This is a genomic window from Nostoc favosum CHAB5714 (genome assembly GCF_020829495.1).
Lineage (GTDB): Bacteria > Cyanobacteriota > Cyanobacteriia > Cyanobacteriales > Nostocaceae > Nostoc > Nostoc favosum.
The window spans coordinates 24412-40831 of sequence record NZ_JAIVFQ010000012.1 but is presented as its reverse complement, the minus strand read 5'-3'; the positions used below and the strand labels follow the sequence as shown (position 1 = coordinate 40831).

Genomic DNA, 16420 nt, shown 5'->3' with positions numbered 1-16420 from the left:
AAAGTTTCAATCTGAGGTGGAACACCTGTGAAATTCAGCCATCACGTCTCACTTTCTTGAAACGCCAACTCCAACGAAAACGGTAGACACCCAGGATTGGCAGCTGCCCACTCGTTGGCTTCTGCAATTAGAGTTTTGTTACCCGAATCAAGATAGAATTGCATTTTGGCACTTTGTTCCAAACGTTCGCGTTCCTTGCCTACAATTAAGCGTCGCGCAATTAGGCAGTACTCTCTAGCTAAACGCTTGGCGTGAGATGCTGCCTGGAGTCGCAACTTAGTCAGTTTCTTCAGTTCTGACAAAGCGAGAGTTTCAGCTAGGTCGCCTGAAGGTGTACTTTGCTCGCTAATTTCGGCTTTTGGTGACGTTTCAGGCGGCACAATTGCAGCTGTAGGCGTAGTAAGCGGAATACTGACAGAATTAATTAATAAGTTTTTGTTATTGTAATTTTCAGAGGCGCTGTGGTTAGAAAGGTATTTAAAATCCTTATCTGAATTACTTTCATTAACATTTTCAGCTAGTTGTATAATATTTGAAGAAACTAATAAATTATCAGAATTATTGATACCTGAAGTTAAAGACAAATCTTCTGGTTGTAATAAATTCAATTCTTCAGAACTGATATTAATTCCCTCAAATTTATCTTGTACCTGTGGGACAAAAAATTCTCCTTCAAACTCGGTAACTTCTTCAAAACTAGCTGCTGCCAACTGCCCTGTAAGGGCATCGGCAGCAGAAGGTAAGCAGTTACAAAAAACCTTCATATAAGAATAATGAGCGTCATTATCCATTTGATAAGGGTTTTGAGTGTTTTGTTTTACAAAAGAGTTTTGAAACTCATAAAATTGCCCGTTCTCGCTTGGTTGATAAGGGTTTAAGCTATTTTCTGTCCAAGGGTCTAAAATGTAGCGCGTGGGATGCCACAAATGTAAGTGCTTTTGTAGTGTCTCTTGTGAGATAGTTTTGTTAAAACGCCGCTTGTACTCGACACGTATTACTTTCGCTCGTTCAGTAGCCCCTGCTGGTAACGCACTATCCCACTCTATTGCTCTTACAACTATCTGGATGCGTCTTTGGGCTTGTTGGCTGCGTTCCCAGTTCTGTTGCTGGCGACGGTCAAATGGGATTACGTTATCTTTGGGTTTATGGATGCTCCTAATGCCTGCTATGGCTTCTGCAAATGTGTTGGCGAATGTACCCAACAGCCGTTCGGGATAACTAACGTAGGCGCTGTACCATTTGTTGCAAATTGTGCATTCTACCCAATGCTGCACTCTAGCTTTGATTTCATGTTGATGTCGGCAATATTGGCTATAGCCAGGGGCGTTAATTGCGGTAGTGAGGCAAAATTCGACTAATTCCTCACCCGTTAAGTCTAAAAAGACGATTCCGTAGCCTACAAAGATTTGTAGAAGAGTGTTTGTTTGTCCTTGTCCCGTCCAACCGATCGCAATTATTTCTTCCCAGTTAGCACGCCACTGTGCAACGTCAGCAGAATCTTGCTTGCGATATCTCTCTTGTGTAATTTGTTTTTTAGCTTTTTTCGCTACCCGTTTTAGTTTGGTTAAATCTTGCCGACTTGCTGCGCGATCGCAATGATCGAGGAAGATAGAAACTGAGTCGCTAATTGGTTGTAGGTCATCATCAAGTAAAAATGACCCGCTACCTGGTTGCATGGGGCAACGGATGGCTTTGTAGTTGGTTATTTGTTTTTCACCATAGGGTTTGGTATTGGGGAAGATTTCTAGGTGTCCTTGGCGCACTCTTAAGCCTGCATTTCTTAAGGTAATTTCTAAGGCGCAGGCTAGGGCAAAGGTAGGCAGGGGGGATGCAAAGGTTAGGATCAGGTGATAGCCACCACTGAAGCTGGACTGGAGGATGATGATATCAACTATGCCGATGTCCTCTAGCGCCGCTTTGATGCGATTTATAGATTCAATGTTGTGGTAGTCCCCAAAAAAGTCTAAATCGATTGTCGCGTAACTGGTTGTGTCGTCAAAACGCAGACCTACTAGTTTTAACTTGTCTTGGTGCAGCTTCCACAGTTGAGAAGGTTGGAGGTAATAATCGATGGTGCGCCATGCTGGTTTTGCACCTTCTACTGAAGAAGGGGCAATTATCGCCCCGAATGGATGCCAAAAACGTTCTACGTAGCGTTTGCCCACAGATTCTGCGGGCAGGTGGGGTTTGATTTTCTTTTTTGAAGGCTGTGAAAGGCTTAATTGGGGCTTGTTATCAACATAAGCCCCGAAATTTTCTTGGAACATGAGTGACTGTCCTGATGTTTTTCGTGCATCAGGTAGTCTCGCTGTTGGTCAAAATGTGTTAGCCTAAATTTGAAATTTTTATATTTAAGCGGTTGGTTATCCGCTTGTTGGAGGCGACTGGTAATCGTCTCGTGGTTGAAAGCAAACAAAGGTTTATACTTGTTTAGGCTTAGACATACGTAGGCTTAGGCTAAGATTTAGTCCAACACGCTTCACCAACAACAATGCGACTACCCAACTTTTTTTTGGTAATTATTTAAATGAGGCAGTTCAAGCGAAGTTGTCACTAAATCGACATTCTTAGTTTTGGGATAACAATGCAAAGCTAGTAACACCCACAAGTGTCACCCCACATTGGCTCTTGTTAGTACAACTGGCGAAGATGAAATTACTCATACTCCACCATCGAGTTAAAAAACAAAAAACAGTCAAATATCTTGATACGAGTTCTGCACCCAAAAAAGTGAACTCGTACTGTAATCAGTATTGAGATGCTAATCTAGTAAGTAATGTTAAATTGTGGGATAAATTCTGTGCTAGATTAACTGCTTACAGCTACCTATGCAGCACGAATATTATCCTTTTTTCTCTTTGTAGATACTTCCATTGCTTTCATTTGGGCCTTATAATCCTCCCACGTTTTTTCAAATACGTCAGACTCATACATCCGCAATAAAACCTCCTCTTTATCAGTTAAATTTGAAAGTTTCAACAACTCCGTTAAAGACACCTGAACTGGGAAAACATCACTAAACTTTTGCATTAAGTGAAATATTCTTTTCCTCTGTTCCCCAGATGGTTCATCTTGTAACTCTGCATCAATCTGTTGCGGACGTAGATTCACAATTTCTAGACTCATATTTACTAAATTCCTCAATCCAAACACAACAAACTCATTAGTTATACCAATAACCCGTCCTACAATTTCCAACTCGGGCCGCAGTCTCTTCTTGAATTGATATACTTGGTCAAGCTGGAAACGTCGAAACGGGTTGCGATCGCCATTCCGTATCCAAGCAATACCATCGCCTATACTACCTATCTCATCTGCCTCAATCAGGTCTATCACCTGGTAACAGATATCTTGATTACAAACAAACTTGTACGCTGCATCAATACTCCGGTTAAATTCCATCTCCAGTGCAACAACTGCCTTAAATTTTTTCATTTCTCGTAATTGAGAAATCAAATCAAAAACTTTCTTACCCTTGTGATAACTGCCAACACTTATATTTAGATTCTCCGAGACCTCCTGAATCACTCGCTTACCCTTCCATAATTGAGAGTTACTCTCAGTTAACGAATGATTCAAATTTGAATCATTCGATTGATTCAAACGACGAGCGCTTTGGCGCTGTCTTTCTTTCGCTTGGGGACGAAGTACGCTCTCCCAGTACTGCCCCTCGTGAAATTTCTGGTAATGAGTCTTCCCGCCTTCCCGGTGGAGATTAAAGTCAAGCACTAGTTTCAAATCTTCTTCAAACGAACCAGACTCAACAAATTCCACTTTCACGGCGGAAATCCCTAACTGGCGGGCTATCTGCAAGCGACACTTACCCGCCAAGACAACATTTACACCAGTACGTGCAGATACCTTTAAAGATTCAAGAATCCCTTTTTCCGAGATACTTTTTTCTAAAGCCGGACGATCCTCATTCTCACCATATATTTCTATCAGCTTCGGATGGACAACTAACTCCGCAGGAGAAATATATACAATTGCCGGATTCTGCACCTCAGACATATTTATACTCCGGGTCACAAATTGTTCAAAAAAGATAAGTTCAATCTTGAAAAGCCTGAGCGTAAAGCAGGAAAAACTCAAGCAACAAGACTTGTAGCACTTTCATCCACTGGAGAAAGTGATATTATTAAAAATAATTAAATTTTGTAAAGAGCAGATGATTACCTATTAGACAAACTATCGAAGAGAATTTTTTAGGCAGGAAACTATTATTATTAATCCATTGAAAACCAATTCGATTGAAGAGACATCTAATAAATTGGTATCTGGGAAAAATACATCTATCTAAGGAAAGATTTGTAAAACTGAGTAAACTCATGATATGATTGCTCTAGTTAGTTAAATTGACAAAACAATGTTCCGCCCTGTTCTAATAACAGGTGGGCTTGTTTTTTCCTCAAAGCCCTGTTTGCACCAGGGCTTTGAGCGAGTTTTTAGGCAAATGGACGCTACAGAAAGAGTATATCAGTCTTGATTCCATTTGGCAAAATTGTACAGTAAAGAGGGGTAAATTTTTAGATGCCTCATCTTCAGATATTAAATTCTATTGAAAAACAAGCACTAGAATACATAGCGGCAACCAGCAGCGATGAAGTTAGTAAAAGAGCCAAGATTCTGCTAGGACTAGATGAGGGCAAAAAATACTTAGTTTTAGCCCAAGAGATTGGTGTAACCGAAAAATCAATAGCAAAGTGGAAGAAAAGATGGACATCAAGTACCATCTTGTCAGAAACCCAAGAGTCAGCGATCGCAAAAGCTAATGAGGTATTAGGTGTCAACGTAGGCAGACCTAAGAAGTGCAAAAGTACAGAGGCGAGCAAAATCATCGAAATCAGTGAATGGAGCAAGAACCGAAAACCCTGCCGTTCAAAGCACCATTACCATATGCAGGTAGCTGAGGAAGCTACTCGGAGGGGGTTACCGACACTATCGCCAAGAAGTATAGGACGCATTTTGGAAGCTCAACCTCAATAAAAAGAATTATCAAGCAAGTACCATCCTATCTCAAGGAAGTAGTTTTGAAATCCCAGTTTTTACCGAGGCTTTTCATCAAACTCTAAGCAAGCATTTCCACAAACTCGACTACTTGAGCAGAAGTCACTTGTTGTGCGATCAGAAAGTCAACGAGTCCATCGAGTTTTTTACGGTTGTAGACGGTAGAATAGCCTTGAATCTGGCGTTCCTTGCAGAACTGTCGCAGCTTCCGCGCACCTAAATCCAAAAGCTTCTTCCTCTCTTCCGTAACGTCTACTAGCACAAGTTGTCTAGCTTGATCGGCAATCTTAGTTTCAACAACTAGCGGTGCAGTTTCAATAATCGAAGATTCTGGTTCAGAAAATTCTTTCTCATCAGAAACAGCACCAACAACAGTCAAATCCCTCTGAGTTTCCAAAACTGACGACTCTTCAGAAATCACCGCAGCGCTATTACTAACTTGAAGTGATGCTGATTGAGCAGGGACAAAAATCACGTACAAGATTGGGAAGATAGTCAAAAACAACTCGATTGGAAACAAAACATCGTTAACAGATTGCACAAAAGGTGATATTGCAAAAGCAGACATAATGTGATTCCTCCATGAATTACTGATGGGCGGCGTTGTAGCGGCTTGCCACCCAGTAGCGGGGGTTTCCCCCCGTACTGAGTGAAAGCTTTTACACGTATCCCATCCACCAGTAGGAGGAAGGAGGGTAAATTGCCTTTAAGCAATTAGACGAACCAAGTTTTCCAAAATTTGCAGATGTTGAATTTTATAAATTACCAATCCAAGATACAGAAATTGCAAAAATGCGATTTTTCCGACTTGCACCCGCAGCTTTTAGAAACTTCTTTATTCATCCCAGCACTCCAAATTTTTTACTCTTAAGGTAGTTGACGTAACTAACCAAGTTGTAGTTATATTTGAGTTTTTGGGGAATAAAAGTTGAGTAAGGATGCAGCGCTACACCATCACGGCGAAAGCGGTGACATGGCGCATATATATCAAAAAAGATAGATATCTCATCACCATCAACCTCGATTTGGGCTATGCCCTTGAGTTCCTTCGCAAACTCCGAAACTTGCCCTGATGCTACGTAGTCAAAGACCACTACATTTCGAGTGCGGAAATACTGGATGTAAGAAAGAAGTCTCGCTTCCGTACCAAGCTCAAGCAGTCTATCAGAATGTTTCAGCAAGATACCGGAATAAGAAAAAGAAAACCTACGATTAGCGTATTCATCCCACAAAAGAAGGTCGCCGTAAAACTTGCAAATATTCGCCTGATTGGACGATATTTCTCTATTTAAGCTTTCGACAACAGCATCATCTTCAAATGGAAACAACGCCTTACGTTCATCCCATTGCTTATCCGGACAGCAACCATCTTCAAACCATCCATGCGGATGAATGCCACAAACAATATTATTGGCACCATGCAGTAACTTACACCCAGCACACACTTGCAAATAGCAAGAAGTGAATTCTTCGCTATTAACTGCATTAACATAGCGTCGGTGTATCTCTAAATGTTCCTCTAAAGCTTCACAAGGTAAAGGTTTATATGAGGAAAAAGTTTGCCCAATTAATCTGTCTGGATCAATTTCATCACAGATTACTGCCAAGTCGTCAATGTGGTGAGAACGTAATTCCTCGTAAAGTACCAATTTCTGATACGGTTCTTCCTCAAATCTACAAACAACCAAGCCCTTTGAATCAGAATGTCCCTCAAAATTAATCACCGTGTAAGTGTAAATAAAAGGCACACTGTTAGATTTTTCAAAGCTCTTAGGTTTTGTTAATACAAGCGGTTTTGTGTCAGCTATTTTTGCGGGTTTTCTACTCGAATTAGTTTCCTCCGATTCTTCAACAACACTTAAGAAAGCACCGCCCAAGGAAGCAACAATAATTCCGGTAAAGCCCAATACAATAGCACCAGTGCCGATAGAGGCAATTTGTTCAGAGCGTTCTTCCTCAACGATTGGAAATCCACCTCTAGCTAAGTACAATAAGCCCAGTCCAGAAAAAGTTGCTATAGCGCCCAAACCAATAGCAGTCAAAGACACCATTCCAAAAGCAGCATTAATGTTTCTCAAGTAATTAAACGCAAACTTCTTCAACATAATTCATCCCTCCAAAATGCAGGTTACAAGATTTTTAATTACTCTTGCCCCGGCATGAATTGGGATTTGCTGAGAACTACACTACTAACCTACCCCTTACTCTATTAACAATCCCAAAACTATTAATAGATCGGTACTCGTTAATTTTCAGTATCGGCAGTAGTTTCATTCCCAATGGTGATAGCAAGAGTCGAACTTACTTTATTGCTTAAAACAACACTCCACCCGAAGTAAAATATCACCAAAAAACGCTATCTCTAAACCATATATCTACTGTCCAAAAGTCCAAGTATTAGTTTCGTTTAATTCCAATTCTTCAAAATAGTTAGTAAAACCTGGAAAGTAAAAATATCTTAGCGACATCCGAGATATTAATAGTAAAGAAAAATTTTCTAGCTTCGCTAACTGTTGTAATTTAAATAAATCGTCGCTAAAAGTATCGCTAACAAAGTGCAATCTGTCAAAATTATCTATCACCAATAGCCTGTTTAAACCATCAGATAATTTGCTTATGATATTTTGCCAATCCTGCTGGTAGTAAAAGCTGAAGCTAATAGGAATAACTTTGAATAGATGATCCACACTAAAAGGATATTCAAGATTGAGGTAAACAGACTCTAAGTTAATATCCTTGAGTAAACAGTTTTTAACAGTAAGAGTCTTACCAATATTTGGCTTGCCCCATAGGTTAATATTCTTGCCTGCATTTACCTGATCGATTAACTGACGGTAGTCTTTATAACGTAACATTATCTTCATCCTTTAAATCCAATATATCCATAAATTAAATTGACACTAAATATGTGATTTTTTGACTATGCTTCTCTAAGCTGTTTCGGGAAAATTGGTTAGATACAATAAAATTATCTAACAGAAAGTCAGGTGATTGTGAAAGTCTCAACAGCACACCATCATCACCACTACTGCGATGATAATAATGAACTACAGGTGATTGGATAACTGTCAAGTTATCGTTACGGATTGCTTGTCCTGTAACCAGACCATCCATGATAAATTTGGCGGCAGCAGCTACGTTATCGCTATCTCGTCCAAAATTTTTGAGATACCAATGAAATTCAATCCAAACTGCACCATCTAAACAAAATTCACATTCTCGAACAAATTCACCAATTAAGTTTGTCCAGTACTTCTTAAGTCCAGCGCTGGCTTGCCAACCTGACCGTGCCTGGTTAATAATTTCGTTCATACTAGGAGGTAAAGGCATCGTTAATTCAAATATCATCTTCCTCACCCCCTTTCAAGCTATTTAAGAATTCCTCAACAACATTTCTAAATTTCTTGTACGATCTACCATCTTGACGGGATAAATTGAATACCGCTTTGACAATTTCATCAAGTTGATAGCCTTTTTGATGCAAATTCAAAATTGAGTTTCTTGCTTCCTCGTCAAGCTGTACCTTAAAGTTAAAACTGCCCTCAAAATCAGTTTTATGCTGTTTAGTTTTAGTAACAGCAGTAGCTTTAGATTTACCTATGTCCTTACTATTGCGCTCGCCGTACAAATTAGCAACAAATTCATCAAAGTCTAACCCAGACTGCCAAGCTGTGTAGGGGTCGTTTTGATTTTTAGCTTCTAGAAGTAATTGCTGGAAGTATTCAGGGTCTTCATCGTCAGCTACATAAAGCGCCTGGAGTCGCAACACTTCAGTTGTCTTATACAAGAAATCTCCGTATCCCAGTAAGTAAACCGCACGTTTGTCTTTATCGTCCCCAAGGATAATACAACTGTCTTCAGGGCGAGTCGTAACAAAGGCTGTCTTGGCTGGAAAGTTTGAGCGAATTAACGGGTCTATCACGTTCTTATCAGGTCGCTGGGTGTACAACAGTACATGAATCCCTGCACCACCAGCTTTTGCAAGCAACTTCATTAGCGCAGTCTCAATGCGATCGCAGTAGTTATCATCGGAAAGTAGATCAAAACACTCGTCAATCAGACAAATCACTCGCGGCATAACAAAATCAGGTGCAAACCGCAGATTGTACTGTGCGATCGTTTCAATACTGCTGTGGCACTCAAATTCCTGATACCGCAATTCCATTTCTTCGACCAAGTAATCGAGTAAGTTAGCGGTAGACTCTGCATCACGCGCAACTGGGGCTACAAGATGAGGTAGCCCATCAAATTTACCAAAGGTCACTCGTTTAACATCTGAAAGTGCCAATCGAACAACAGAAGGGGGATATCGTCGCACTAAGTATAAGATTGCTGCTTTTTCAAACTGCGACTTTCCACCCCGCGTCCGCCCACCACCGAGGATATGAGTCACGTTATCGCTATAAAGGGGAATTTCGACATAAGTGCCATCAACATCAACACCACCGGGGATAGACACCGAATAAATGTCAGGTTCGCCGTCAAAAGTAAAGTAATCGCGGAAATAAGCAAATTGTCTGTCTAACCTGGGTATGTCAAATACAACTCCTCCAGGCACAACACTCACCATTGGTGCAACTTTCAAGCCTAACTCTTCACCAAGCTGCTGCACTAAGTCATTACCAATGTCTTCTACTTTCTTGTAACTAACACCCCGTCCCAGTTTTACTCTAATACGGTTAAAAGTAGGGCCATTTTTGGCATCAACATACTTAGCATTAATATTAAAATCTTCTAAAGTATCAACTAATAGTTTTCCTGCTTGTTCCATTGTTAGAATATTTGAACTAACAATCTCATTAGTAGCAATGTCACTATCTAAATATTTAGGCTCTCTTAAAATAATTGATCCATCTCCTGCTAGCTTTAAATCTACTGGGTTACCCGTGACACGCGCAACAAGCACTGCCGTTCGGTAGCAATAGTTTTTAATGAAATTATCTCTAGATTTATTAGCTAAATCAGTAAAGTAACTGATTTGTTTATTACTTAGGAATAAATTGTAAAGGTACTTTTGAACTACTTCATAGCCAATTTGCTTGAGATAAATATTCTTGATTGATTCAATATATTTAAATAAAGATTCAATGGGTGATATATTAACTATCTCAATCATTTCTTGATATACGTTATTTTGCTCCCACTGCGATGGCATCCGATTGAAATGAATATATTCAAGTGCATAACGTACAAATTCGTACTGGTTTAAAGTACAGTGTTCTGCACATATCGATAATATTTCTTCATCACTTGTACCTGCAATTACTGATTCGTATATTACCTGAAATAAAAAATCTAAATCAAATTCAACAACTGAACGGGATAATTTTGCTCTAAAATCAATCTGTTTTAAAACAGTTTCAGCATAAGCAACCATTGAGGAAGGTAAAGCCTCCCGTACATTCTCTATAATCTCTTCATTGCCCAAACCATCTTGTTTGGCCTGCACAATTGCAGTCCAAAGCTGTTGTTTTTGAAATTCAATATTACCATTGGGTAATAACATTACTAATTTTTCATCTCCTAGAAATTTAAAACTTCTGTAATTGTTGCTGATAGTAAGTTCTTAGTTGAGCAATTGTTTTAGCATTTTGGTTGTAATTATTACAAGGAAATGAAGCCCAAATTCTACCTACTTTACACACAGCAGTATCAAACCTTCCTGCTTCAATATCACTTAAGGCATTATTACGACGAATATATTCAATTGCCATCTTGTCCTGAGAAGCTGGACTAAAATCTTTCAAGTTTAACTTTGGCTGAATGTCATACCAACTTTTATCCAACATTTGATAAGCACCAGCCGCAGTTGAACAAATATTTTTACCATTAATAGGAGCGCACTGTTTCTTTAACGGGTGTGTATAAAAATTATTAAAAGTTCCGTTAAATACTAACGTGCGATAACTTTCTGGCTCACTGGTTCCTGTTTCTGCCCAACGAATTGTTGCTAAAAAAGCACTCAACCGTGGTGAATAAGGATGTGGTGAGTAAGCACTTGTACTAACTCTTCCTCTTAAACTATTTGACGACGCTGAAGAAATACCAGTACTTTGAGAAATTGAGAAATAAATACCCAAAGTAATTAAGGAAGCAGTTGACAGATGAATAGGTTGACAACGGGATATAAATTGATGGCGAGGACTCAAAATCAACCCAGCCAAACCACCAACAATAAACCCAAATTTCCAACTATCAAGTGCCTTACCAAAACTACGCACCTGACAAACAGTATCCGCACCCTTTGATACCAATCCACATGGTAGTGAAGCTACTCCATAAGAAAATGCAACAGAGCAGGCTGCACCAACTACACCTAATATAAAAATCGGTACAATTTGCATTTCTTTTGCCAATAGCTAAATAATCTTTAACGGTTAGTTAAATACTCGTGTAAATAAGGACGGGGGTTCTGCGCTACACCATAAGAGCGAATTTCAAAATGCAAATGCGGCCCCGTTGAAAAGCCCGTACTACCTACTGCTGCAATCATCTGCCCACGCACAACTTGTTGTCCTTGCTGTACATACAGCTGACTGGCATGGCCGTACAGAGTAGATAAACTTCCCTGATGCTGAATAATAACTGCTTTGCCATAACCACCCTTGTCGCCCGCAAAAACCACTCGGCCAGCATCAACCGCATAAATTGGCGTGCCCTTTGCTGCACCAAAATCAATCCCCGCGTGAAACTTGCGATCGCCTGTAATGGGGTGTGTCCGCCAACCAAACTCTGAGGTAATAGGAATACCAGCCGCAGTAGGAAAGGCAATTCGACCATTATTTAAAACCTGATTACTACCAATAGTTTTTGGTAATATTAGACTTTGGAGAGATTTGACTAACACTTGAGATTCAATCCACCCAGAAACCTGGGGAATGACCATAGCTGCAATTAAAACTGAGGTTGCGATCGCATATCTCCAACTTACACTCGAGCTAGTATCGACCGTCTCATTTAAACTAGTTACAGTCGAATTACTAACCTCCTTGTCACCGTCAGTTTCAAAGATTATTCGCATTCCCTCAACGCCTTTTTGCATTAGCAGGAGAAACCTGCCAACAACCAATCTTTGCAGTACTCAATACTTCCTCAAAATCATTCCTAGCCACACGGCAATTAGGAGAATTTAGGTCATCTCCGGATGTTGCAGGTTCCTTAACTTTAGGGTAATAGCGCGTAGAGACAGGAGTAGAAGATATATTCACGCCAGGTGCAGCAGTAGGGACAACAGCCGACGATGAAAACTGAAGCTTTTGTGCCAACGCCACAGCATTACGCCAGTTATAAAACTGCAAATATCCCGGTTGCAAGATATCTGCAATCCATACCAGCAGTACGAACCAAAAAATTGCCTTTACCGTCATTATTCCAATTGCTTAACCACAGGCAGGGCAAAAGAGGGAACTTCCTTGGGTACAACTTCAATCTTCTTCCCAGACGCATACCCCGGCCCGGTGTAACTGCCATTAAGGACAAAATTCAACAGCATTATCAACAACCAAACTCCGACAGCAGCCACACCCACAGGAGATTTAATTACATCTGATAAAAAATATACTGGATACCAACCAAACCTCCAGGGGTTTTGCGGATGCAGCCGATGTGCTTTCCAAGTCTCGATGTAGGGAATCTCTATCTGAGGAACCCTCGGCTTATAGGCAGTAGGCGCATTAATATACCTAACTTCTACGGGTTGAGTATCATAAGTGGTCATAGGAGAAATGTTAGGTTGCTGATTTACAATTCCTCCTTGCTGTACCTGTTGCAACATATTTTGCAAACGGTTTGCAGGCACAATTGCTCCACCTTCAGAATAATCAACATCAAAATTACGGCGTTGATTCCTATTCATAATATGACCTCAAATTAACTAACTAGCTGGCGGGTTTATCATTTATCTGGGAGTTAGTATCTTCCCAGAAATCTTCATCCTGAAGTTGGGCGTAAAACTCTTCTGGAGATAACATTCCAGGTTGGTTTTGCGCTCCATCTTCAACAAACTGACTACTATGTACTCGCCCTAATCCAGAAACACTAGAACGAGGAGAAAATTGGACTACATTCTTGGCAGAAAACTCGTTATTGAATCTCATTTCAGAAGAAGGTGATACCGGGGGCATTAAAGAAGGCTGAATATCAGTATCAGAAGCACCAAGATGAAGTTGTTGATTGCCGGGATTAGGCAAGTTATCAGACAATTCATCTCTTTCTTCAACTGCATTGTTGTAGTCAGAAATTCCCCAGCCCAAAAAACAAGCAAACCCAGCCAGAAATATAACTGCACTCATCCAATGCACTCCTGAATTGGGAGATGGCATCATCTCAACTGTTGTGCGAGTTGAACCTTCAAGGGTAGTACGAATAGGGGTACGTTTGACTGCCGCTACAACATTGAGCGAACACAAAGCTATGCAAATTATCGCAGCAGCAAACTTGACATACATGACATCATCCCCTCGATTTATTAACAGGCTGTTTATTAGGAACTGGCTGAGGTAATTGCTTCTTCATTTGTTGGATATACATCCGCCTTTGCTCCTCCCGTTGGCGTATTCTCTCGCGGATGTCTGCCACCTGTGCCATCTGCTCTACTGGGTCTAAATACCCCCGCGCTCGTAACAGCTGCGCCTGTGCAAGAGAATATGGTTCTTGAGCATTCCTAATCTGAATTAGCATTTGATTCAGATCAACTGATGGTTGAGATTCTAAGTTTTGAGCGTAATCAATCGCCTCTAATTTACCCAAGATCAAAACAGCAGCCGCCCCGGTTGGTATCTTCTCCTCAACTTTCGTACCATCGGTTTTGCGGTATCCCCAGTAAAAGGTATTATTTCCAGAAGCCGCTTCTAGTAAAACATCCAGCGAATTGAATTTAACTATCTCCAGTGCCGGCATATAGTGAAGGCGGTAAAACCCAGATTTATCATTAGCCTGCATTCTAGATATTTCACCCCGCAATTGCTGTCCCCACAATGCCGCCCCCAACTGTCGCCAACCCGTAAGAGTAGGCGCACCCTCGACTGAGGAGTAACTGGAAAGATGGTCTATATTGTAGTCAGTACGAGAAAGCTTTTCTAAGTACACTTCCCGAATTTGGGCAACTTGCGCCTTTACCTGCTGTACCTCCGATATTTGATTACCTGGAACTTGTTGCTTCCATCCAACCATCAATGCAACCGCCCCAATAACAGACAGCGCACTAACAGTCGAACAAACCGTCCACAGGGTAACATTTACCTTTTTCTTTCTGCGACTTGGCTGTTTATTTCGCACAGGTGTAGGAGTAAACATCATCTACCCCTTACGTATTATCAACAACCAACTGCAACTTAGGGCGCTTGTTTAATTGGCGTGCGATCGCAATTCCCGCACCACCCACAACTATCCCAGTGAGTAGCAACAGAGGATGCAAGGCAAGGGTTGCCCCCACTCCCAACAGTTGTCCCACCATCCCGGAAACACCCAGGTTCATCAACAAACCACCCGCTGTGTTAACCAAAAAGTCAAATGCTGCACTCATACTTGCTCCCTGTCAATAATGCGACTTAAATCAGTAATCGCTTTGATTTAGAAAAGTTGATTAGGTTTTTTGTTCGTCCCTGGTAAACCAAATTATTACTAGTGCCAAAATTAAACCAACTAATTCACCTATACCCACACCAATCAAAATTGGCTGAATACTGTAAATTTCCTGTCTTTCTTGGGTTGGGGGAACTGCCACCCACGTCCCAATCACAGTCCCAGTTATTACCGAAAGCAGATTTATACCAACTGCTTGGGTAGATGTCTTTCTCAAGTTGAGTAAACTCTCATCCCGTATTTGATAGCAGATGGGTAGCATTTGGCTAACTATTTCTTCTGAGATTGCCCGGTTTTCGGCTGCGAGGACTTCAACTGTCTCGGCTGCGGTGTCGATGTACCGACCAACAGTGGATGAATCTCTTCCCCCCAGTTCACCTTGCCGAAAAAATCGTTATTAATGCGTGAGTTAATTCGCTCTTGCGCTTCATCGTAACCAGCTGTAATGGAAGTATTAGCTTCAGCAGGCGAACTGCTGCCATGAAAAACAAGTTCTTCGAGAGCAAGTGTCGAAGATTCAAGCACTACTTTATGCCTTAATTCTCCTAACTGAATACCCCTATCAGCATCCCGGTAAAGTATTCCTACAAAGCTATCGGAGGAGGCTTGTTCTGGGTCTACGCCAAATCGCTGTTTGATATACTCGCGTTTGTCGAACTTATGTTCGCCAACTTCTGATTTGCGATCGCGCATTGCAATCAAGTGCTGGGCAGCTTCTTCTAGGGACATACCCTCACGAGACGCTATCTCTTTAAGTTGAACTAATTGCTGTTCAATTATTTCGTCAAGCGTATCATTTGACTGCAAAGCTAAATCTAACAACCGACAGCAAGTACGTACTATATCAGGCGACACCTGCAAAGTCTCTGCCACTTTGTTGATATGCTTCATTCCGCTCAATTCTCCTAATAACTGCCTGCACAATCAGATTATCTTTTTCTTCATCAGATATATGCTTAGTTAAAAAGTCATAAAGGCTTACATCATTGACTTTTTGTAAATAAGCATCTAAGCCACCAGCAGGGATTACTTGCTGTAAATATTCCTCACATGTCAACCGCCGAATCTTGATAGAAACGTAGAAAATATCTGCAATCTCAACTGTTGTTGCATCAAAATAGCCGCCCCGCTTTCGTGGTTTGACTATACCGGCATAGGGATACCACCGTTGTAAAGCAGCAATCGAAATCCCGTATCTTTCGGCAAGTGTTTTCTGGGTGTAGATAACGTTCTCACATATCATCAAACTCAATTCCAACTGAAAGACAACATCAATTGAAAGCAAATTAAACTAGCAACTTACCAAATTACTTGTGAATTAAAAAATAATTCACAACCTATTTAGATTTAGTACAAGTACAGTTCAACTAGAGTACAACTAAAGTACAGTTAATCTCCTGCGAAACTTCACACTTGCATTTGTTACATATTGCCTATGGGCAATGCAAGCACGTTCGCATATATGAGTTCAATAATATTGAAAAATAACTAATAGAGTAAAAAGCACTGTAATAGAAACATATACTCAATAGAGTTGAAATGGCTAGATAAGAGAAATGGCTTCTGCTTGTTTATTTGGGGTTGGAGAGCGCAAGCACCAATTCAAACTTGAAAATACTGCTGTAAAATCGGGTATAAAGAAGCAGCGATCGCCTCAAACTTATCACCATCTGGATAGGGATTAGAAATTTCCTCCCCTTCTTCGCTTAACCACTTCTGCATGAAGGGAGTATACTCAAGTGATAGAATTTCAGTCCGAGGCCAGCCCGATAATGCTAGTTCTCTCTTATACCAAAATAGGCAGTAATCAACGCTCTTGTTGCGGCAAAAG

18 protein-coding genes are annotated in these 16420 nt (G+C 40.7%); 1 reads left to right on the top strand and 17 read right to left on the bottom strand.

Annotated elements, in window-relative coordinates; all coding sequences use genetic code 11:
* Nucleotides 1-41: 41 nt before the first annotated feature.
* Together LC586_RS11110 and LC586_RS11105 are read right to left on the bottom strand one after the other, a co-directional pair.
* Nucleotides 42-2267 (bottom strand): hypothetical protein, encoded by a 2226-nt coding sequence (locus LC586_RS11110; protein WP_229484599.1) that lies wholly within the window; start codon nt 2265-2267, stop codon nt 42-44.
* A 559-nt stretch (nt 2268-2826) separates the two neighbouring features.
* The gene (locus LC586_RS11105; protein ID WP_229484598.1) at nt 2827-4011 is read right to left on the bottom strand and encodes a ParB N-terminal domain-containing protein; all 1185 of its coding nucleotides are present in this window, start codon (nt 4009-4011) and stop codon (nt 2827-2829) included.
* A 519-nt stretch (nt 4012-4530) separates the two neighbouring features.
* On the opposite strand from LC586_RS11105, the gene LC586_RS11100 reads away from it, so the two are divergent.
* Nucleotides 4531-4986, top strand: a complete 456-nt coding sequence (locus tag LC586_RS11100; RefSeq protein WP_229484597.1) for a helix-turn-helix domain-containing protein — start codon at nt 4531-4533, stop codon at nt 4984-4986.
* 82 nt (nt 4987-5068) lie between these two features.
* Here the strand turns inward: LC586_RS11100 and LC586_RS11095 are convergent, their stop codons facing one another.
* The 15 genes from LC586_RS11095 to LC586_RS11025 form a co-directional block, all read right to left on the bottom strand.
* Nucleotides 5069-5575 (bottom strand): hypothetical protein, encoded by a 507-nt coding sequence (locus LC586_RS11095; protein ID WP_229484596.1) that lies wholly within the window; start codon nt 5573-5575, stop codon nt 5069-5071.
* A 271-nt stretch (nt 5576-5846) separates the two neighbouring features.
* A complete protein-coding gene (locus LC586_RS11090) occupies nt 5847-7112 on the bottom strand; it encodes a hypothetical protein (RefSeq protein WP_229484595.1) in 1266 nt (421 codons plus the stop codon).
* A 270-nt stretch (nt 7113-7382) separates the two neighbouring features.
* Nucleotides 7383-7862, bottom strand: coding sequence for an ATP-binding protein (locus LC586_RS11085; RefSeq protein WP_229484594.1), 480 nt, complete (start codon nt 7860-7862; stop codon nt 7383-7385).
* A 34-nt stretch (nt 7863-7896) separates the two neighbouring features.
* A complete protein-coding gene (locus tag LC586_RS11080; protein WP_229484593.1) occupies nt 7897-8355 on the bottom strand; it encodes a RusA family crossover junction endodeoxyribonuclease in 459 nt (152 codons plus the stop codon).
* A complete protein-coding gene (locus tag LC586_RS11075) occupies nt 8345-10513 on the bottom strand; it encodes a DNA translocase FtsK (protein WP_229484592.1) in 2169 nt (722 codons plus the stop codon). The genes LC586_RS11080 and LC586_RS11075 overlap by 11 nt, the downstream gene beginning before the upstream one ends.
* A 25-nt stretch (nt 10514-10538) precedes the next feature.
* Nucleotides 10539-11351, bottom strand: a complete 813-nt coding sequence (locus tag LC586_RS11070; RefSeq protein WP_229484669.1) for a glycoside hydrolase family 24 protein — start codon at nt 11349-11351, stop codon at nt 10539-10541.
* A 26-nt stretch (nt 11352-11377) separates the two neighbouring features.
* Entirely contained in the window at nt 11378-12028 is a 651-nt protein-coding gene (locus LC586_RS11065; protein ID WP_229484591.1) for a M23 family metallopeptidase, read from the bottom strand.
* Nucleotides 12029-12032: 4 nt separating this feature from the next.
* Nucleotides 12033-12374: a hypothetical protein gene (locus LC586_RS11060; protein WP_229484590.1), complete on the bottom strand. Its 342-nt coding sequence runs from the start codon at nt 12372-12374 to the stop codon at nt 12033-12035.
* Nucleotides 12374-12862, bottom strand: coding sequence for a hypothetical protein (locus tag LC586_RS11055; protein ID WP_229484589.1), 489 nt, complete (start codon nt 12860-12862; stop codon nt 12374-12376). The genes LC586_RS11060 and LC586_RS11055 overlap by 1 nt, the downstream gene beginning before the upstream one ends.
* A gap of 22 nt (nt 12863-12884) precedes the next feature.
* Nucleotides 12885-13454: a hypothetical protein gene (locus tag LC586_RS11050; RefSeq protein ID WP_229484588.1), complete on the bottom strand. Its 570-nt coding sequence runs from the start codon at nt 13452-13454 to the stop codon at nt 12885-12887.
* A 4-nt stretch (nt 13455-13458) separates the two neighbouring features.
* Complete coding sequence (locus LC586_RS11045) at nt 13459-14301, bottom strand: phage terminase large subunit family protein (protein ID WP_229484668.1); 843 nt, start codon at nt 14299-14301, stop codon at nt 13459-13461.
* Between the two features lie 10 nt (nt 14302-14311).
* The gene (locus LC586_RS11040; RefSeq protein ID WP_229484587.1) at nt 14312-14530 is read right to left on the bottom strand and encodes a hypothetical protein; all 219 of its coding nucleotides are present in this window, start codon (nt 14528-14530) and stop codon (nt 14312-14314) included.
* A 60-nt stretch (nt 14531-14590) separates the two neighbouring features.
* The gene (locus LC586_RS11035) at nt 14591-14851 is read right to left on the bottom strand and encodes a hypothetical protein (protein ID WP_229484586.1); all 261 of its coding nucleotides are present in this window, start codon (nt 14849-14851) and stop codon (nt 14591-14593) included.
* A gap of 8 nt (nt 14852-14859) precedes the next feature.
* Complete coding sequence (locus LC586_RS11030) at nt 14860-15411, bottom strand: hypothetical protein (protein ID WP_229484667.1); 552 nt, start codon at nt 15409-15411, stop codon at nt 14860-14862.
* Between the two features lie 22 nt (nt 15412-15433).
* Nucleotides 15434-15832: a hypothetical protein gene (locus LC586_RS11025; RefSeq protein WP_229484585.1), complete on the bottom strand. Its 399-nt coding sequence runs from the start codon at nt 15830-15832 to the stop codon at nt 15434-15436.
* Nucleotides 15833-16420 lie beyond the last annotated feature (588 nt).